This is a genomic window from Arthrobacter sp. TJ-178, assembly GCF_058269275.1.
In genome coordinates, this window is the sequence record NZ_JBZCNK010000001.1 from 485,554 (window position 1) to 502,297 (window position 16,744).

Consider the following 16,744-nt stretch of genomic DNA (forward strand, 5'->3'; position numbering starts at 1 on the left):
TGCAGGCCTAACCAACCGACAAAGCGGACCCCTTCCTGAAGGAACGGGTCCGCTTTTGTCTGCCCATCGAGTGTCAGTGGCAGGTGGGAAGGTGCGGCTATGGACAAGTTCACCGTGGAAGAAATTCTCCGCACGTTCTTCACCTTCAGCGCCGAAGGCAAGCAGACAGCCACCGCAGCGCGGTACGGCAGGGTCCTGGCACAGTTGCGGCTGTACCTGGAAACGGACGGCTGGATGTACCTGACGCCGGACCGTGCCGCCCTGCTGGATCTGGAGCGGGCCTTTGCGCCGGAGAACGCCTTTGTGCGGCTCTTCGATGCCGAGGACCTGCTGTATACGCTGCACGGCTTTCTGGGGCCCCAGTGGCTGCTCCCGGAGCTGCAGGACCGCCGCACCCAGGTCAGCCTGACCTCCCGGCTGGTGCAGTGGCTCTGCAGCCGGGCGCTGGTGGACCGGTCCTGGCATGCCGGGCAGGTTCGGGACGTTCTGGCCGCGGCGGAAGTCATGCGCCGGAACCGGGGCACCCCGTCCTAGGCGGCACCGGGTTCCAGGCTGCTGCAGGTTCTGCGGTGCGCAGCAGGTTCCGCAGTGCACAGCCAGACCCTACAAGCGCGCAGCGGGGCCCTACAGTGCGGTGCCGGGCCCTACAGTGAGCAGTTGATGAGCAGCGGCTCGGGATGCAGCCGGATGCCAAAGGCGTCCTCAACGCCGTCCGCCACAGCCCGCGCCACGGCCAGCAGATCCTCCGCGGAGGCATTGCCGCGGTTGGTGACGGCCAGGGTGTGCTTGGTGGACAGCGATGCCCGCCCTCCGGCCAGTTCCGTTCCCTGGCCCGTCTCCGGAAGACCGAAGCCCTTGGGGAAACCGGAACGGTCGATCAGCCAGGCTGCACTGAGCTTAACCATGCCCGGCTGCGCCACCGGATAGCGGGGTGCTTCGGGCGGCAGGTGGGCGGCGTCGGCCTCCGGAACCACAGGGTTCGTGAAGAAGGACCCGGTGCTGTAGGTGTCCGGATCCTCAGGATTCAGCACCATGCCCTTGCCTGCGCGCAACCGCAGGACCTCGCGGCGGACGTCGTCGGCAGCGGCACGCTCCCCCACCTCCACGCCCAGGGCACGGGCCAGCTCCGCGTAGCGCACGGGTGCACTTTCCATGCCCCGGGTCAGGGCAAAGTCCACGGTCAGGACCACGTAGCGCGGCGAGCCGTTGACCGTGGCCCGCTTGAGCGCTGAGTCGCGGTAACCAAACTGCAGGTCTTCATTGGCGAAGTTCACAATGGTGCGGGTCTCGCGGTCCCAGGCCCGGACACCGGTGATGCTGTGCGAGACATCGGCGCCGTAGGCCCCCACATTCTGGACCGGCGTCGCACCTGCCAGTCCGGGAATGCCGGAGAGCGCTTCAAGTCCGGAGCAGCCCTCGCGCAGCGTTTGGGCCACCAGCTCATCCCAGGGGTGGCCCGCCTGGGCCCGCACAGTGACGGTGCCCTCATGCTCGGTGATCTCCAGGCCGCGGGTGGCGACGTGCACCACGGCGCCGTCGAACCCGGAATCGGCAATCAGCAGGTTGGAGCCGCCGCCCACCACCAGCAGCGGTTCCTTCGCTTCATCGGCGGCGCGTACCGCCCCGATCAACTCGTCTTCGGTTTCGGCACTGATGTAACGGCGGGCGGGACCGCCAACCCGGGACGTAGTCAGCGAGGCCAGGGGCAAAGAAGTTAGAGCACTCACCAGATCCGTACAACCGCCTGTGCCTTGACCAGGACCTTCTGGCCGTTGAACGTCACTGTGAGATCCACCCGGGCGGTTGAGTCGTCCGGGTTAAGCGCTCCGATCACTCCGGTGATATCGACGACGGCGCCTGCCTCTCCGTCGACGTCCTGCACGGGAACCGGGCGGGTAAAGCGGGTCTGGTAATCAAGGACGGCACCCGGATCACCGATCCAGTCCGTCACCAGCTGCACGGCCGCACCCATGGTGAACATGCCGTGGGCGATGACGCCGGGCAGCTCCACGCTGCGGGCGAAGCGCTCGTTCCAGTGGATGGGGTTGAAGTCTCCGGAGGCTCCGGCGTAGCGGACCAGGTCCGCCCGGGAAATTTCCAGCGTGGCTGTGCCGATTTCCTGTCCGGTGGCGAGTTCGCTCAATGCAATCGACACGGCGTTACTGCCCTTCTCCGCGGACGAGGATGGATGACACGGCGGTGGTGATCTTCTCGCCCGCCGTGGTGGAAATTTCCGATCGGGTGGTCAGCAGGGCGCCGTCACCCATGGCCCGGACAGAATCCACATGAAGTTCGGCGACCAGTTCATCACCGGCCACGATGGGACGGTGATGGGTGAAGCGCTGGTCCGCGTGGACCACCCGGGTGAAATCAATGCCGGCGTCCGGATCGGAAATCAGCTGCGCATCGGCCCGCTGGGCCACGATGACGGCGAAGGTGGGCGGAGCCACCAAATCCGAGTAGCCCAGGCGCTCGGCTTCCGCTACGTCGTAGTGGGCGGCGTGGCCGGCCTTGACGGCACGGGCGAACTCGCGGATTTTCTCGCGGCCCACCTGGTAGGGCTCTCCGGCGGGGTAGCTGCGGCCCTGCAGCTCGGGGTTGATGCTCATTTGCTTCCCTTCATCCTGCGCCGGGTATCCCGGGCTCGAACCACCATACCGCCGAGGTGCAGGCACATGCCCACCACAATCACGGGGGCGGCAACGTACATCAGCAGCGGAGCATCCGTCAGAGCGCCGATGATCACCATAAGTACTCCGGCGCCGGAGATGACCAGCGCCGAGACCACCAGCTTGCGGTACAGGGCGGAACCGGTCTCCCACGGGGTGTTTAGCATGCCCCCAGAATACAGGGGCGCCGCCGCAGGCCGCGAAACGGGACGTCCGTCACCTCCGCCGCACGCCGGCTCCCGGCGGCGGATGAAAGCGACGGCTAAAAGAGCGCTGACTGCAGGGCCGGAAGCTGGCTCCGGTAGGAGCCAAGCTGCAGCCGCCTGCCCTTGAGACGGGCCAGATCCGCCAGGAAAGGTGTGTCGGAGCCGTCCACCGTGACCAGGGCCGAGGCACCCACCATCGCTTCGATGACCAGCCCGTGCTCCCCGGCGCCCGGGTCCAGCGGATAGGCAACGGCCGCGGCTGCACCCAGCACCCGGCCGGCCTGCTCTGGACGCTGCCAGGTCTCGTCCGCCACAGTGAACCCGTCGAGGCCGGATCCCGCGAGCAGCCCGCGCGCTGCGGCAGCGTGACCGTAGTTGGTGTGGTCCAGGACGGCGCCGGCCAGCGGCTGAGTCAGCGCAGCTGTCTTTGTGCCCGAGCGCACTGCCTGCACCAGTCCGGCTTCCGCCGTGACCAGGTCTTCGAGGATCCGCACCACCCGGCCATCATCAGCGCGGGCGACGTACCGGGCGGCCACCGCACCCTGTTCGACCAGGCGCAGGCGTTTGCGGCCCTCCGCGGCGGTCCCCACCTTGGTGGTGCCGTCCGCGAAGGTGGCGATGTACAGCCAGTGCGGCTGAGCCAGATAGAGCAACAGCCCCGGCGAGGCAATTCCTGAGCGGTGGACGTTGTGGACCAGCCGCCAGTCGTCCCGGGCAAAACAGGACCCGCACTGATAACCGCGCTCAGCGGGCGAATGCGCCGGGCAGGGCCGGGAAATCCTGCTGTGCCGGTCCTGCACCTGCACCGAGCCCAGGCAGTGCCTCAGCGCACCGCCGTCGCCGGGGAGCACCCGGTAGGACAACCGTGTTCCGGCGTCGAGCCGAAGCTGCCGGGAGGCACCGTCGGGAGAGCTCAGCGCAAGGTACGGGCCGCCGTCGTCCCAGGAAACACCAGCGCACAGATACCGGCCGGCAGCAGTGGTCACAAGCGGAGCTCCGATGTACGTAGTTAAAGCAATGGGGCGGGAGACGCTTTCGCGTCCCCGCCCCATTATCCCGCCCGGACCGGACGGGCGCAGCGCTAACCGCCGCGTGTCCCGAAGGTTCTCAGGCGTGCTGTCCTTCGTGCTCGCCCTCGGCGATTTCTTCCAGCAGTTTGTCGTTGAAGGCCGGCAGGTCATCCGGATTGCGGCTGGTGACCAGGCCCTGGTCCACCACCACTTCCTCGTCGCTCCAGTTTGCTCCGGCGTTCTTCAGGTCCGTGGCCAGTGTGTAGTACGAGGTCACGTCCCGGCCCTTGACGACGCCGGCCTCGATCAGCAGCCACGGTCCGTGGCAGATGGAAGCCACGGGCTTGTGCGCTTCGAAGAACGCACGGGTGAAGGCCTGCGCGTCCTTATCCACGCGCAGGAAGTCAGCGTTGACTACGCCGCCGGGCAGGACCAGTGCGTCGAAGTCCTCGGCGCTGGCGTCCGCCACAGCCAGGTCAACGGTGAACGTCTCGCCCTTGTCCATACCGTCGAATCCCTGGATGGTTCCAGTGGACGGCGAGACCAGAGTGGGTACGCCTCCGGCCGCTTTCACGGCCTCCCAGGGGCTGGTGAGCTCAATCTGCTCCACACCGTCGGTGAGGAGAAAAGCGACCTTCTTGCCGGAAATATCATGATCAGACATGTTGCCTCCGTTTCGCAGAGTTCCTGAGGCGGGGTCCGCACGGGAACGTAATGGTTCGGTGTCTTCACCCTAGGAAGGGAGGACCGCAATAAGCAAGCTGACTAAATTCTCAAGGGGTTCGACCGCGCAGCCACGCCAGGCTGGCCGCCAAGGGTTCCGGGCAACAAAAAAACCCCCGGAATCCTAAGATTCCGGGGGTTTTGCTGGTAGCGGTGGGGAGGCTCGATCTCCCGACCTCACGATTATGAGTCGTGCGCTCTAACCAACTGAGCTACACCGCCACTAAATGAGTGAAGCCCGTGTCCCTAAATGGCCTCTGCAAAAACAAACAGCCTTAGCAACACGGGCCCTCCCATTGAGAGCCCCGACCGGGAATCGATCCCGGGACCTCCATCTTACCAAGATGGCGCTCTACCACTGAGCTATCGGGGCAACGAGTAAATACTCTACCAGCACTTTTCGAGAACGTGAAATCGAGGAAAATCCGCGCCGATAAAGTGATCCGGCCCACTGCCGCAGAGAGGCTGGCGGACCCTTTGCGGACCCCCCGGGCGGCTGGATTTTGCCTCCCCCAAACGGCCGGAAAAGGTAAGAAGAACCAACCATTACTCAGTATGCTTAGGGGGCGAGAAAGTAGGGATAGGTGACAGATTCACCGCAGCACCCGGAAGGTGCCCTGTTGGGCGGCCGGTACTGCTTGGAAGAGAAAATCGGTGCGGGGTCCATGGGCACCGTCTACCGCGCACGGGATGAGTTCCTGGGCCGCAGCGTTGCGGTCAAACTGATCCGCTCCGCCGCTGCGACCCCCGAGGAACAGCGGCAGGCCGACGACGAGGCAAAGATCCTGGCCCGGCTGAACCACCACAGTTTGGTCACGCTGCTCGACGCCGGTACGCACCTCAGCAGCGCCGGCGAGCAGCAGGTGTACCTGGTCATGGAACTGGTTCAGGGAGCCGACCTGCGGCGGCGGCTGCAGGACGGGCCGCTGCCCGCCCGCCAGGTTGCCCAGCTGGGCTACGACCTGGCCGTGGGCCTGGACTACATGCACGGAGCCGGCGTTGTGCACCGGGACGTGAAGCCGGCCAACATCATGCTGTTCGACTACCGGGGAGACGACGAACGGCTGCGGGCCAAGCTCACCGACTTCGGCGTCGCCCTGATCGCCCGCGACCCGCAGCCCCACGGCGGAACCTTCACCGGCACCGCCGCCTATATGAGCCCTGAGCAGGCACGCGGCGACGCCGTGGGCACGCCGTGTGACATCTACTCGCTGGGCCTGGTCCTGCTGCAGTGCCTCACCGGCGTGCCCGCATATCCGGGGCCCGCCCTGGAAAGTGCTGTGGCACGCCTTCTGGACCCTCCTGCCATCCCCGACGGGGTCGAGGAGGGGTTCCGGGTGCTGCTGCGGGAAATGACGGCCCTGGCGCCCGGGGCGCGGCCCACGGCCCATGAAGTCTCGCTTGCCCTGTACGAGCTGGCGGTGGCACCGCGCGCCCGCCATCGCAAGAGTCTGCCGCTGATTCCGGCTAACGAGGCCGAGCGGCTGGAAGCGGTTCGGCGCTACAACCTGCTGGACACCCCGCCGGACGGCGCCTTTGACCGGATCACTGCCTTGGCCGCGAGGCTGTTTGCCGTGCCGGTGGCCATCGTCAGCGTGGTGGACACGGACCGGATTTGGTTCAAGTCCCACCACGGAACGGATGTGGAGCAGATCGCACGGGATCCGGGACTGTGTGCCTCGGCAATCCTGCAGGAGGATGCGTGGGTGGTCTCCGACGCACGCGCCGATCCCCGGACGCTGGCCAACCCCCTGGTCGCCGGGGAGTTTGGCCTGCAGTTCTACGCCGGCGTGCCGCTGCACACGCGTGAGGGGCACAATCTGGGCACGCTGTGCATTTTGGACCGGGAGCCGCGCGACTTCACCGACGAAGACGTGCGGACCCTGGAAGACCTGGCTGCCATCGTGATGAACGATCTGGAACTGCGGCTGGAGAGTCAGCGCACCCTCGCTTCCTAACCGCGCCGCTGGCCGGGCGCCTGTTGCACGACCTTGACATGACAAAGGAAGGGCACCTCCGAAGAGGTGCCCTTCCTTTTTGCGTCAGTCCGCAGTGTCAGTGCGGCGCCTCGCGGCGCCGCACCGGCTCATGCAGTGATTAGTCGCGGAAACGCGGTGCGCGGGTACCGGCCGGCTTGAAGCCGCCGCGGTCGCCGTCGCGCTTCTTGAAGCCGCCGCGGTCGCTGCCGCTGCGGTCACCGAAGCTGCGCTCGCCGTCGCGCTTCTTGAAATCCTTCTTGAAACCGCCGCGGTCGCCGCGGTCATTGAAGCCGCCGCTTTCGCGTTCGCGGGCCGGCTTGCGGCCGTTGTCCAGCTCGAGGTGGATCAGCTCGCCGCCGATCCGGGTGCGGGACAGGGCGCGCAGCTGGTCCTGGCTGAGGTCGGCCGGGAGCTCGACGAGCGTGTGGTCGGCGCGGATGTCAATGCCGCCGATCTGTGCCGAGGAGAGTCCGCCTTCGTTGGCGATGGCGCCAACGATGGAGCCGGGCATGACGCGCTGGCGGCGGCCGACGGCGATGCGGTACGTTGCATTGCCCTCGGTCAGCGGGCGTGTCGGGCCGCGGGAGCCGTTGCCGTCGTTGCGGCCTTCGGAGCGCTCGCGCTGGCGGGCCGGAGCCTGGGGAATTTCTTCCATCAGCAGCGGGCGGCCGCCCTGGGCCATAACGGCCAGGGCTGCGGCAACTTCCTCGGCGGTGACGTCGTGGTCGGCCAGGTAGGTCGTGACCAGGTCGCGGAAGACCGAGACATCCTCGGATGCCAGGGTTTCGGTGATCTGCTCGGAGAACTTCGCCAGGCGCTTGTTGTTCACAATGTCGATGCTCGGAAGCTGCATGTGCTCAACCGGCTGGCGGGTGGCCTTTTCGATGGCCCGCAGCAGGTACTTCTCACGCGGGGTCATGAAGAGGATCGCGTCGCCGGTGCGTCCTGCACGGCCGGTGCGGCCGATGCGGTGGACGTAGGACTCCGTGTCGTGCGGGATGTCGTAGTTGATGACGTGGCTGATGCGCTCAACGTCAAGACCGCGGGCGGCGACGTCGGTGGCAACCAGGATGTCAATCTTGCCGCTGCGCAGGGCCTCGACGGTGCGCTCGCGCTGCTGCTGCGGGATGTCACCGTTGATTGCTGCCGCGAGGTAGCCGCGGGCCTTCAGCTTGTCAGCCAGGTCCTCGGTAGCCATCTTGGTGCGGACGAAGGCGATAACGCCGTCGTACTCTTCGCTTTCCAGGATGCGGGTCATCGCGTCCAGCTTGTGCGGGCCCATGACCTGCACGTAGCGCTGGCGGGTGTTCGCACCGGTGGTGGTCTTGGACTTGACCGTGATTTCCGCCGGGTTGTTCAGGTACTTCTTGGCAATCTTGCGGATCGCGCCGGGCATGGTGGCGGAGAACAGTGCCACCTGCTTGTCGGCGGGGGTGGTCGCCAGGATCTGCTCGACGTCTTCAGCGAAGCCCATGCGGAGCATTTCGTCGGCCTCGTCCAGGACCAGGTACTGCAGGTTGGACAGGTCCAGGGAGCCCTTGGAGATGTGGTCGATGACGCGGCCGGGGGTACCGACAACAACCTGTGCACCGCGGCGCAGGCCGGCCAGCTGGGGGCCGTAAGCGGATCCGCCGTAGACGGGCAGGACGGTGAAGTTGTCCATGTACTTGGCGTAGGAAGCGAAGGCTTCAGCGGACTGAAGGGCCAGTTCGCGGGTCGGTGCCAGCACCAGGATCTGGGTGTCCTTGGTGGCCGGCAGGGCCGCCATCAGGGACAGGGCGGGAACGGCGAACGCGGCAGTCTTGCCGGTACCGGTCTGCGCCAGGCCGACGACGTCGCGGCCTTCAAGCAGGAGGGGGATGGTGGCTGCCTGGATGGGGGACGGCTTTTCGTATCCGACATCAACCAGGGCCTGCAGAACGCGGGAATCAAGACCGAGATCGGTGAAGAGAACCTGCTTCTCTTCAGCCTCGGGAGCGGCGTTTTCTGCGGTTTCGGTGTTTTCTACAGAGTCAAGCAAAAGAAATAATCCTCATTCATTTGGGATGTGCGGCCATAACGGCCGCAGGACGTAAGTCCGGCGCTATTGCAATCCCATGGCAGGACTTTCCGTCACAGCTGTAGACCAATTTCACTGGATTGTGATCAGTGGCCGGTGTGACGATTTCTTTGCCGGCGCTCCCAAAAGATGAATCTGCCCGCATTCGAGAATGCGGGCCCCAACACAACGTACCTTGCGATTAGAAACCGCAGGAAAATAAGGGAATACCGGAGTGGGGGATGTTTCAAGTGTACGGCATGCAGGGGCCGGACCGTCCATACCGGGCGGTGAGCTTGGGCACAGGGGCCCCGCATCGGGTCCTACCGGGCCGGTGCCGGTGCGGAAATCCCTGCTGTTTCCCGTACCTTCAGAGTCCGCAGCACCTTGAGGATTTCCGGCGAGAGCTTGACCTTCCCGGCGGCTGCGGCAGCGCTGAGGGCGTCGGCCTGTTCGGGTGTCAGTCCCCGGAAGACGTCTCCCGAGGTGATTCCGTGCTCGGGCCGTGCAATGACGGTGACCGGATCGCCGGCGGTGATGCTGCCGTTGCGGATGACACGCAGGTAGGTTCCGGTCCGGCCCGCCTGAGCGAACCGGAGCACCCACCGCGGCTGCTTCATGCGCAGGGCGAAGTTGCGGCATGGAGTGCGCGGACAGGTCACCTCCAGGACGGTGCCGTCCCCGATCTGCCAGCGTTCACCGATCACCGCGTCGGACACCGGCATGCCGCCGATGCGCAGGTTTTCTCCGAAGAGCCCGGGGCGGATGTCGGTGCCCAGTTCTGCTGCCCAGTAATCGGCGTCGTCCTGCGAATACGCGTACACCGCCTTCGACTCTCCGCCGTGGTGCTTGCGGCTGGCCTGGATGTCCCCGCTCAACCCGAGGCCGTGCACCTTCACCGCACCGGTGACGGGGCGCTTGTCGATCGCGGTCACGCCGGTGTTGTCGGTGGTGGGCAGCAGTTCATGGACACGGCACACGGCCAGCAGGGTTCCCGGGGTCATGCCGATCATCCTACGAGCAGGCTTCCCGATTGGCACTCCTCCACGACGGAGCATTTCGGTGCTGCTGACGGCCCGCCGCCCGAGAGTAGGGAAGATGCCGCAATGAACGCCCCAATGCGGCATCATCTCCACTCTCGCTGGCCCGAGGCGGCATGAGGTCGACACTCGGCTCGTGCCCGCTGCTCCCGTAGTCCTCGTAGTCCTCATGCTTCCCTGCACAGGGCATCCAATTGGTTCCGCACGAGAACGGAAATCCACCGGGGCCGGCCGGCCGGCTGCTGGGCCAGTACCGGCGCTGGAAGCATTCGGGCATGCGCAACGCACCTGAGCTTCCTCCCGCACTGACCCGGCGATCATTTGCTCTGCCGGAGTCGGATGCTTGCGGGGTTCCGCGCAAACGAACCCGAGCCCGGGACCTGAGAACCGTCAGCCGTAGTTTGCGGGTACCGGTTGGTGTGGAGCTATCGCTGGTTCAACGGATCCGCCCTCATCTTGTTCTGCTGCCGGACGCCGTCGTCAGCGATGTGACCGCCGCGCAGTTGCACGGGATGCCGCTGCCTCCGCATCTGGAGGCCGAGAGCCTGTTGCACTTCACCCGCCCTGCTGGAAGTGCGGCAGTAGCCCGAAAGGGGGTTCAGGGTCATCGCCGCAGCCTTCTTCAGTCGGACGTTGAGGACATCGAAGGGATTCCCCTGACCGGTCTTGCCCGCACTTGGGTCGATATAGCCGGCCGTCTGGATTTCGACAGCTTAGTAGCCGCTGCCGATTGGCTGGTGAGCGAGCACCGGCGGGACTTCGGCCCGCCGCGGATCCCCAACATTCCTCTGACAGAGCTGCATTCCTACGTTGCTTCTCTTCGCGGTGCCCGCTTCCTGCGGCGGATCAAAGAGGCCCTGACGCTCGTGCGGGTGGGAGTGGACTCGCCGCCGGAAACGCGTCTTAGGCTGATGATGCTGCGCGGAGGGTTGCCGGAATTCACGGTCAATTGCCCAATAGTGTCACCCCGCATCCACCGAGCAGTTTGGAGTGATTTAGGCAGTCCGCAGTACCGCGTTTGCGTTGAATACGACGGCTTGCATCATCTAACGCCGGAGCAGCAGGCCTCGGACAATGAACGGGATGCGCTGACGGCACTGGCAGGATGGCGCCAGATCAAGATCAACCGGTTGCAGCTGCGCCAATCCGAGGCCACCGTCCTTGCTCCGATCCGCCGGGCTCTCCGGGACAATGGGTGGCTCGGCTGACGTGCGGCCAATTGACGCGGGCTCACCTCATTTCGAGGAACGAGATCCGGCCGAATAGACCCTTCGATTGTCGAGGAGATTCACGAACAGCGCGTTGAAAACGGCACCATCGCGACACTCGACGGGCCGAACGGCGCTATCGCGACACTCGACGGGCCGAACGGCACCATCTCAACCTAGGACTGGACCTTGTTCACCCGGGGTGCGGGGACCTGCTCGGACACGGCCTGCGTCCACCAGTGCTGCGGACGGCTCTTCCACAGCGCCACCAGCCACCACACCATGAGTCCGACGCCCCAGAACACGCCGACGCTGGAGGCCATGAGCCACGCCGTCGGCACCTGGGAATCAAGGTTGGGTGCTCCCATCAGCCAGCCGATGGCCTTGGGAGAAAGCAGGAAGACCACAAAGGAGGAAACCAGCAGAACCATCCCCCAGCGCCGCACTCCGCTGCCCTTCTGAGAATAATCCGCAATGTTGCGCCAGAGCACGGGAATGAAGAGGGCCACCCACACCCAGTGATGGGACCAGGAGACCGGGGAGATGAGGAGCATCAGCAGTGCCGTTGCCGCCAGGGCGGTCATCAGGTCGCCGCGGTTGCCGGCCAGCCGGATGATCACGGTGCAGGCAGCCACGGTTAGCAGCGCCAGCAGCAGCCAGGGCAGGTCCACCGGGAAATCCGGTCCCATGAAGTGCAGGATGGCGCCCTTGATGCTCAGGTTGTCCACATAGCCGGCCCCGCCGATCCGGGACGTGTCCGGCAGCAGCTCGGCCCAGTAGGTGCGGGATTCACGCGGCAGGATCAAAAAACCCAGCCCGAAGGTGGCCAGGAACCCAAAGGCCATGTTGCGCAGCCCGCGCCAGTCACCGCGCGCCAGGTAGTACAGGCCGAAGACCAGCGGCGTCAGCTTCAGGCCCGCGGCAACGCCGGTGAGCAGGCCGGCGGGCCAGCCTTCGCGCTTGATCAGGAAGTCCGCCATGATCAGCCCGAACAGCAAGATATTGATCTGCCCGAAGGCCAGGGTTTCCCGCCACGGGCCGAGCAGGATCACAAAGCCGATGGCGGCCAGGGCCAGCGGCCGCAGCCGGTGGTTCTTCAGGACTGCCCGGACGCTCGGCTGGCGGAAAGCGTAACGCACTCCCAGCACTGCCGTGGCTGCAGCGATCAGCAGCGAAATGCCGGTGAAGATGTTCAGCCCGATGCTTTGCCCGAAGGGTGCCAAAACGGCGAACATCAGGGCGGAGAACGGCGGATAGGTGAAGAGGAGGCTGCTGCCTTCGCGGTACTGCAGTTCCTTGGTATAAAGCGCGCCGCCGGCGTCGAGCACGCTCTGCCCGCCGGTCAGGTACACACTGAAATCGAGTCCGTGCCGCGGGGAAATCACAAAGGCGGCCACGGCCATGGCAACTGCTGCGAGGAGCGCCGCCAGGGTCACCGCCAGCCGGGCCGTTCCGGATCGGGTCTTCAGGCCCATGATTCTCCCTGCACTACAGCCAGCCTAGATATTACGTTCGCAAGTCTACCGGCGGGCCGCGCTTCCACGGACTTTACCGGGCGCAGGATAGGCTGGGCGCACTGAATCCGCCCTTGGAAGGTTGCTCATGTCCGCACCGGTTCTGGCCATCATCAATGCACGTGTTGTTCCCGTCACAGCTCCTCCGTTCACCGGCACCGTGGTGCTGGCTGAGGGCAAAATCCGGGAGCTGGGTCCGGACGTGCATATTCCCGAGGGTGCGGAGGTGCTCGATGCCGGCGGCCGGTGGCTCCTGCCGGGCCTGGTGGATGCGCACACCCATCTGGGCGTGCATGAAGAGGGCGAAGGCTGGGCCGGAAACGACACCAACGAAATGACGGATCCGGTCATGGCCGGTGTCCGCGCCATTGACGGCGTGAATCCGCATGACCTTGGTTTTGATGACGCGCTGACCGGCGGAGTCACCGCGGTGAACATCAACCCCGGCTCCGGCAACCCGATCGGCGGACTCGCCGTCGCCCTGCACACCCACGGCCGGTATGTGGAGGAAATGATCCTCCGCTCCCCCAGCGGGCTGAAGTCCGCCCTCGGCGAGAACCCCAAACGGGTCTACAGCGACAAGAAGCAGACACCCTCCACACGCCTGGGCACCGCACTGGTCATCCGCAAGGCGTTCATGGATGCGCAGAACCACATGGGCAAGAACGACGACGACGACCGCGACCCCCAGCTCGAGGCCCTTGCCATGGTGCTGCGCCGGGAAATTCCGTGGCGCCAGCACGCCCACCGGGCGGACGACATCGGCACGGCCCTGCGCCTGGCCGACGAGTTCGGCTATGACCTGGTCCTGGACCACGGCACGGAGGCGCATCTGCTGGCCGATGTGCTGGCCGAGCGCGGCGTTCCGGTTCTGATCGGGCCGCTGTTCACCACCCGCTCCAAGGTGGAGCTGCGCCAGCGAAGCATGGAAAACCCCGGAAAGCTGGCGGACGCGGGCGTGGAAATCTCCATCATCACCGACCACCCGGTGGTGCCCATCAACTTCCTGATTTACCAGGCGGCGCTGGCTGTGAAGGAAGGCCTGGACCCGGAGACGGCGCTGCGCGCGGTGACCATCAATCCGGCCAAGGTCCTTGGCCTGGCGGACCGCATCGGTTCGCTGGAACCGGGCAAGGACGCCGACGTCGTGCTGTGGAGCGGAGATCCGCTGGACGTGATGCAGCGGGCCCTGAAGGTGTGGATTGGCGGCCGTGAAGTGTACCGCTATGACACGGAAACCCGGACGCCCGTGGTGGCCGGCCGCCAGTGATCCGATCCGCCATCCGTCCGCCGGCGCCGCGCAGCCCGCGCACTCCCCTGCCCTCGATCATCCGTGCCGCGTCAGGTGCCTGGCTGGCCGCAGCATTCCTGGTGGGCGCAGCCGGAATTTCCTTCATTGTTTCTGCCCGCACCCAGCACCGGGACGCCGCAGCGCTGACCGGGCTGGGCTGCGTGGTGCTGGCGGTGGCACTGGTGATCGCGTTCACCATCCTGCGGCTGCGGACCGGCAAGCGCAGTGCACGCGAAACACTCACAACCGTGGGCCTGATCGTGGGGGTGCCGCTGCTGTTCCGCGGTCCGGCCCTCATCGCCCTGGCAGGCCTGCTGCTGCTGTGTGTGCTGATTCTCTGGCTTCCGCAGAGCAGCAGGTTCTTCCAGGAACGTGATCCGAAGGTCCGGCGGCGCTTCTTCGGCCGGCGGTAGCCCCCGGATCACGCTTTCCCCGGTTAGATCGTGCCCAGCGCCTGCTCGAGGTCAGCGATGAGGTCCTCGACGTCCTCGATCCCGACGGAGAGCCGGAGCAGGTTCTCCGGCACCGCCAGCTCAGTGCCCTTGACGGAGGCATGGGTCATCTCTGACGGGTAGTTCATCAGGGATTCCACCCCGCCCAGGGACTCGGCCAGGGTGAACACCTTCGTTGATTCCGCCACCTTCCGCGCGGCAGCTTCTCCGCCCTTGAAAGTCACCGAAACCATTCCGCCGAAGTCCTTCATCTGGGCCTTGGCCAGGGCATGGCCGGGGTGGTTTTCCAGCCCCGGATAGAGCACGTTTTCCACGGCCGGCTGGTCCTGCAGCCAGGTGGCAACGGCCATGGCGTTCGAAGAGTGCCGGTCCATGCGCACGCCCAGGGTCTTCAGCCCGCGCGTGGTCAGCCATGCTTCCATTGGTGCGGACACAGCGCCCACCGCAAACTGGATAAAACCGATCTTTTCGGCGGCGTCGTCATCGTTCAGGATGACCGCCCCGCCCACCGCGTCCGAGTGCCCGCCGATGTACTTGGTGGTGGAGTGCACCACAATATCCGCGCCGAAGGCCAGCGGCTGCTGCAGATACGGCGACGCGAACGTGTTGTCCACCACCAGCCAGGCTCCGGCGTCGTGCGCAGCCTGGGCTACGGCGGCGATGTCGGAAATCTTCATCATCGGGTTCGACGGCGTTTCCAGCCACACCATCTTGGTGTTGCCCGCCGCGATGGCTGCGGTGAGGGCGCCGGCGTCGGACATGTCCACCGCGGCGTTGGTGATGCCCCAGCCGGAGAGGACCTTGTTGATCAGTCGGTACGTTCCGCCGTACGCGTCGTTGCCCAGCACAATGTGGTCCCCCGGCGCCAGCAGCGCACGGATGAGCGCATCTTCCGCGGCCAGCCCGGAGCTGAACGAATACGCGTGGGCAGCGCCTTCCAGCGCGGCCAGCTGGTCCTGCAGTGCGTCGCGGGTCGGGTTGGTGCCCCGGCCGTATTCATATCCGTTGCGCAGTCCGCCAATGCCGTCCTGGGCGTAGGTGGTGCTCTGGTACAGGGGCGGAATTACCGCACCGGTGGTGGGATCAGGGGTTTGGCCCGCATGGATGGCGCGGGTGTTGAAGCCTTCACTCATGGTTTGCTCCTTGCTCAACTGGCTTATTGCTTAGACGCTCATGTAGGACAGCAGGTCGTGCCGCGTGAGTATTCCCACCGGCGCCCCCTCCGAGGTGACCATGACGGCGTCGTGCTCCCGCAGCCGCTCCCTGGCGGCCGTCACCGAGTCCCCGGCACCGATCAGCGGCAGCTGCGGTCCCATGTGTTCACTGATGCTGTCCGTGGCCTTGGCCTCGCCGCGGAACAGCTTTTCCGTCAGCGAGCGCTCGTCGACTGATCCGAGAACCTCACCGATCCGCACCGGCGGTTCCTGGGAGAGGACGGGAATGCAGGAGACCCCGTATTCGGTCAGGATGTTGATGGCGTCCAGGACGGTTTCATTCGGGTGCGTGTGCACCAAATCCGGCAGCGATCCGTCCTTGGTGGCCAGGACATCCTGCACGGCTGCCTCCTGCTCGGGCCCCTGCAGGAAACCGTAGGAGCGCATCCACTCATCGTTGAAGATTTTGCCCATATAACCGCGGCCGCTGTCCGGCAGTACCACCACCACGACGTCGTCCGGGCCCAGCTCGCGGGCCGCGCGCAGTGCCGCGACCACCGCCATGCCTGAGGAGCCGCCCACCAGCAGTCCTTCCTCGCGGGCGAGCCGGCGGGTCATGGCGAATGACTCGGCGTCGTTCACGGCAATGACTTCGTCCGGAACGGACGGGTCATAGTTGCCCGGCCACATATCCTCGCCAACGCCCTCCACGAAGTAGGGACGTCCGGTGCCGCCGGAGTAGACCGAGCCCTCCGGGTCAGCCGCGATGATCCGCACGGGGCCGGAGGGACGGTCCGCTGAAACATCCTTGAGGTACCGACCGGTGCCCGTGATGGTGCCGCCGGTGCCCGCTCCTGCCACAAAGTGGGTCAGCGTGCCGTCGGTGTCGTCCCAGATTTCCGGACCGGTGGACTCATAGTGGCTGACCGGGGCGGACGGGTTGGAGAACTGGTCCGGCTTGTAAGCACCGGGAATTTCGCGCACCAGACGGTCGGACACCCCGTAGTAGGAGTCAGGACTTTCGGGCGCGACGGCGGTGGGCGTGACCACTACCTCCGCACCGTAGGCGCGCAGTACGTCGCGCTTTTCCACTCCAACCTTGTCCGGGGTGACAAAGATGCAGCGGTAGCCCTTCTGCTGGGCCACCAGGGCCAGGCCGACGCCGGTGTTGCCGCTGGTGGGCTCGATGATTGTTCCGCCGGGCTTAAGTTTGCCCTCCCGTTCCGCGGTCTCGATCATCCGGACCGCAATGCGGTCCTTAATGGATCCGCCCGGATTCAGGTATTCCAGTTTCACCAGCACGGTGGCCGCGATGCCCTCCGTGACGTGGTGCAGCTTCACCAGCGGGGTCTTGCCGATCAGGTCCAGGACTGTGTTGGCATACTTCATGTGCAACACGTTACTTGTTCACCCCGAACGGTCCAGCTTTCCCCGGAATGCGGCGTAGCAAAAACCACACC

Annotated in this window: 16 protein-coding genes and 2 tRNA genes; 5 read left to right on the forward strand and 13 right to left on the reverse strand. The window is 65.6% G+C overall.

Annotation, left to right across the window (positions count from 1 at the left end):
- Positions 1-99 precede the first annotated feature (99 nt).
- Positions 100-534, forward strand: coding sequence for a hypothetical protein (locus tag AC4D2Q_RS02270; protein ID WP_490944600.1), 435 nt, complete (start codon positions 100-102; stop codon positions 532-534).
- Positions 535-644: 110 nt separating this feature from the next.
- Here the strand turns inward: AC4D2Q_RS02270 and AC4D2Q_RS02275 are convergent, their stop codons facing one another.
- The 8 genes from AC4D2Q_RS02275 to AC4D2Q_RS02310 form a co-directional block, all read right to left on the reverse strand.
- Entirely contained in the window at positions 645-1,727 is a 1,083-nt protein-coding gene (locus AC4D2Q_RS02275; RefSeq protein ID WP_490944602.1) for a UDP-N-acetylmuramate dehydrogenase, read from the reverse strand.
- Positions 1,724-2,155: a MaoC family dehydratase gene (locus AC4D2Q_RS02280; protein ID WP_490926418.1), complete on the reverse strand. Its 432-nt coding sequence runs from the start codon at positions 2,153-2,155 to the stop codon at positions 1,724-1,726. The genes AC4D2Q_RS02275 and AC4D2Q_RS02280 overlap by 4 nt, the downstream gene beginning before the upstream one ends.
- Positions 2,156-2,159: 4 nt before the next feature.
- Complete coding sequence (locus tag AC4D2Q_RS02285) at positions 2,160-2,609, reverse strand: FAS1-like dehydratase domain-containing protein (RefSeq protein ID WP_490926417.1); 450 nt, start codon at positions 2,607-2,609, stop codon at positions 2,160-2,162.
- Entirely contained in the window at positions 2,606-2,836 is a 231-nt protein-coding gene (locus tag AC4D2Q_RS02290; protein ID WP_490944604.1) for a hypothetical protein, read from the reverse strand. Before AC4D2Q_RS02290 ends, AC4D2Q_RS02285 begins: the two co-directional genes overlap by 4 nt.
- 95 nt (positions 2,837-2,931) lie before the next feature.
- Positions 2,932-3,861 (reverse strand): DUF2797 domain-containing protein, encoded by a 930-nt coding sequence (locus AC4D2Q_RS02295; RefSeq protein WP_490944606.1) that lies wholly within the window; start codon positions 3,859-3,861, stop codon positions 2,932-2,934.
- A 121-nt stretch (positions 3,862-3,982) separates the two neighbouring features.
- Positions 3,983-4,549 carry a type 1 glutamine amidotransferase domain-containing protein gene (locus tag AC4D2Q_RS02300; RefSeq protein ID WP_490926414.1) on the reverse strand — a complete coding sequence of 189 codons (567 nt, stop codon included), beginning with the start codon at positions 4,547-4,549 and terminating at the stop codon, positions 3,983-3,985.
- Between the two features lie 204 nt (positions 4,550-4,753).
- Positions 4,754-4,830: transfer RNA gene (locus tag AC4D2Q_RS02305), tRNA-Met, on the reverse strand.
- Positions 4,831-4,909: 79 nt separating this feature from the next.
- Positions 4,910-4,981 (reverse strand) — tRNA-Thr (locus AC4D2Q_RS02310).
- Positions 4,982-5,192: 211 nt separating this feature from the next.
- Between AC4D2Q_RS02310 and AC4D2Q_RS02315 the strand changes: the two genes are divergently transcribed.
- On the forward strand, positions 5,193-6,566 hold the full coding sequence (locus AC4D2Q_RS02315) for a protein kinase domain-containing protein (RefSeq protein WP_490944608.1): 1,374 nt from the start codon (positions 5,193-5,195) through the stop codon (positions 6,564-6,566).
- Between the two features lie 139 nt (positions 6,567-6,705).
- Here AC4D2Q_RS02315 and AC4D2Q_RS02320 read toward each other — a convergent pair whose 3' ends face one another.
- Both AC4D2Q_RS02320 and AC4D2Q_RS02325 read right to left on the reverse strand, forming a co-directional pair.
- A complete protein-coding gene (locus AC4D2Q_RS02320) occupies positions 6,706-8,607 on the reverse strand; it encodes a DEAD/DEAH box helicase (RefSeq protein ID WP_490926411.1) in 1,902 nt (633 codons plus the stop codon).
- Between the two features lie 341 nt (positions 8,608-8,948).
- A complete protein-coding gene (locus AC4D2Q_RS02325) occupies positions 8,949-9,629 on the reverse strand; it encodes an MOSC domain-containing protein (RefSeq protein WP_490944610.1) in 681 nt (226 codons plus the stop codon).
- 311 nt (positions 9,630-9,940) lie between these two features.
- Here AC4D2Q_RS02325 and AC4D2Q_RS02330 point away from each other — a divergent pair, with 311 nt between their 5' ends.
- Complete coding sequence (locus AC4D2Q_RS02330) at positions 9,941-10,873, forward strand: endonuclease domain-containing protein (protein WP_490944614.1); 933 nt, start codon at positions 9,941-9,943, stop codon at positions 10,871-10,873.
- Positions 10,874-11,049: 176 nt separating this feature from the next.
- Here AC4D2Q_RS02330 and AC4D2Q_RS02335 read toward each other — a convergent pair whose 3' ends face one another.
- The gene (locus AC4D2Q_RS02335; RefSeq protein WP_490944616.1) at positions 11,050-12,348 is read right to left on the reverse strand and encodes a glycosyltransferase 87 family protein; all 1,299 of its coding nucleotides are present in this window, start codon (positions 12,346-12,348) and stop codon (positions 11,050-11,052) included.
- 127 nt (positions 12,349-12,475) lie between these two features.
- Here AC4D2Q_RS02335 and AC4D2Q_RS02340 point away from each other — a divergent pair, with 127 nt between their 5' ends.
- Together AC4D2Q_RS02340 and AC4D2Q_RS02345 are read left to right on the forward strand one after the other, a co-directional pair.
- Positions 12,476-13,657, forward strand: a complete 1,182-nt coding sequence (locus AC4D2Q_RS02340; protein ID WP_490944618.1) for an amidohydrolase — start codon at positions 12,476-12,478, stop codon at positions 13,655-13,657.
- Complete coding sequence (locus tag AC4D2Q_RS02345) at positions 13,654-14,091, forward strand: hypothetical protein (protein ID WP_490926406.1); 438 nt, start codon at positions 13,654-13,656, stop codon at positions 14,089-14,091. Before AC4D2Q_RS02340 ends, AC4D2Q_RS02345 begins: the two co-directional genes overlap by 4 nt.
- 23 nt (positions 14,092-14,114) lie before the next feature.
- Here AC4D2Q_RS02345 and AC4D2Q_RS02350 read toward each other — a convergent pair whose 3' ends face one another.
- Entirely contained in the window at positions 14,115-15,263 is a 1,149-nt protein-coding gene (locus tag AC4D2Q_RS02350) for a cystathionine gamma-synthase (protein ID WP_490944620.1), read from the reverse strand.
- 30 nt (positions 15,264-15,293) lie between these two features.
- Positions 15,294-16,673 (reverse strand): cystathionine beta-synthase, encoded by a 1,380-nt coding sequence (locus AC4D2Q_RS02355; RefSeq protein WP_490944622.1) that lies wholly within the window; start codon positions 16,671-16,673, stop codon positions 15,294-15,296.
- Positions 16,674-16,744: the final 71 nt, after the last annotated feature.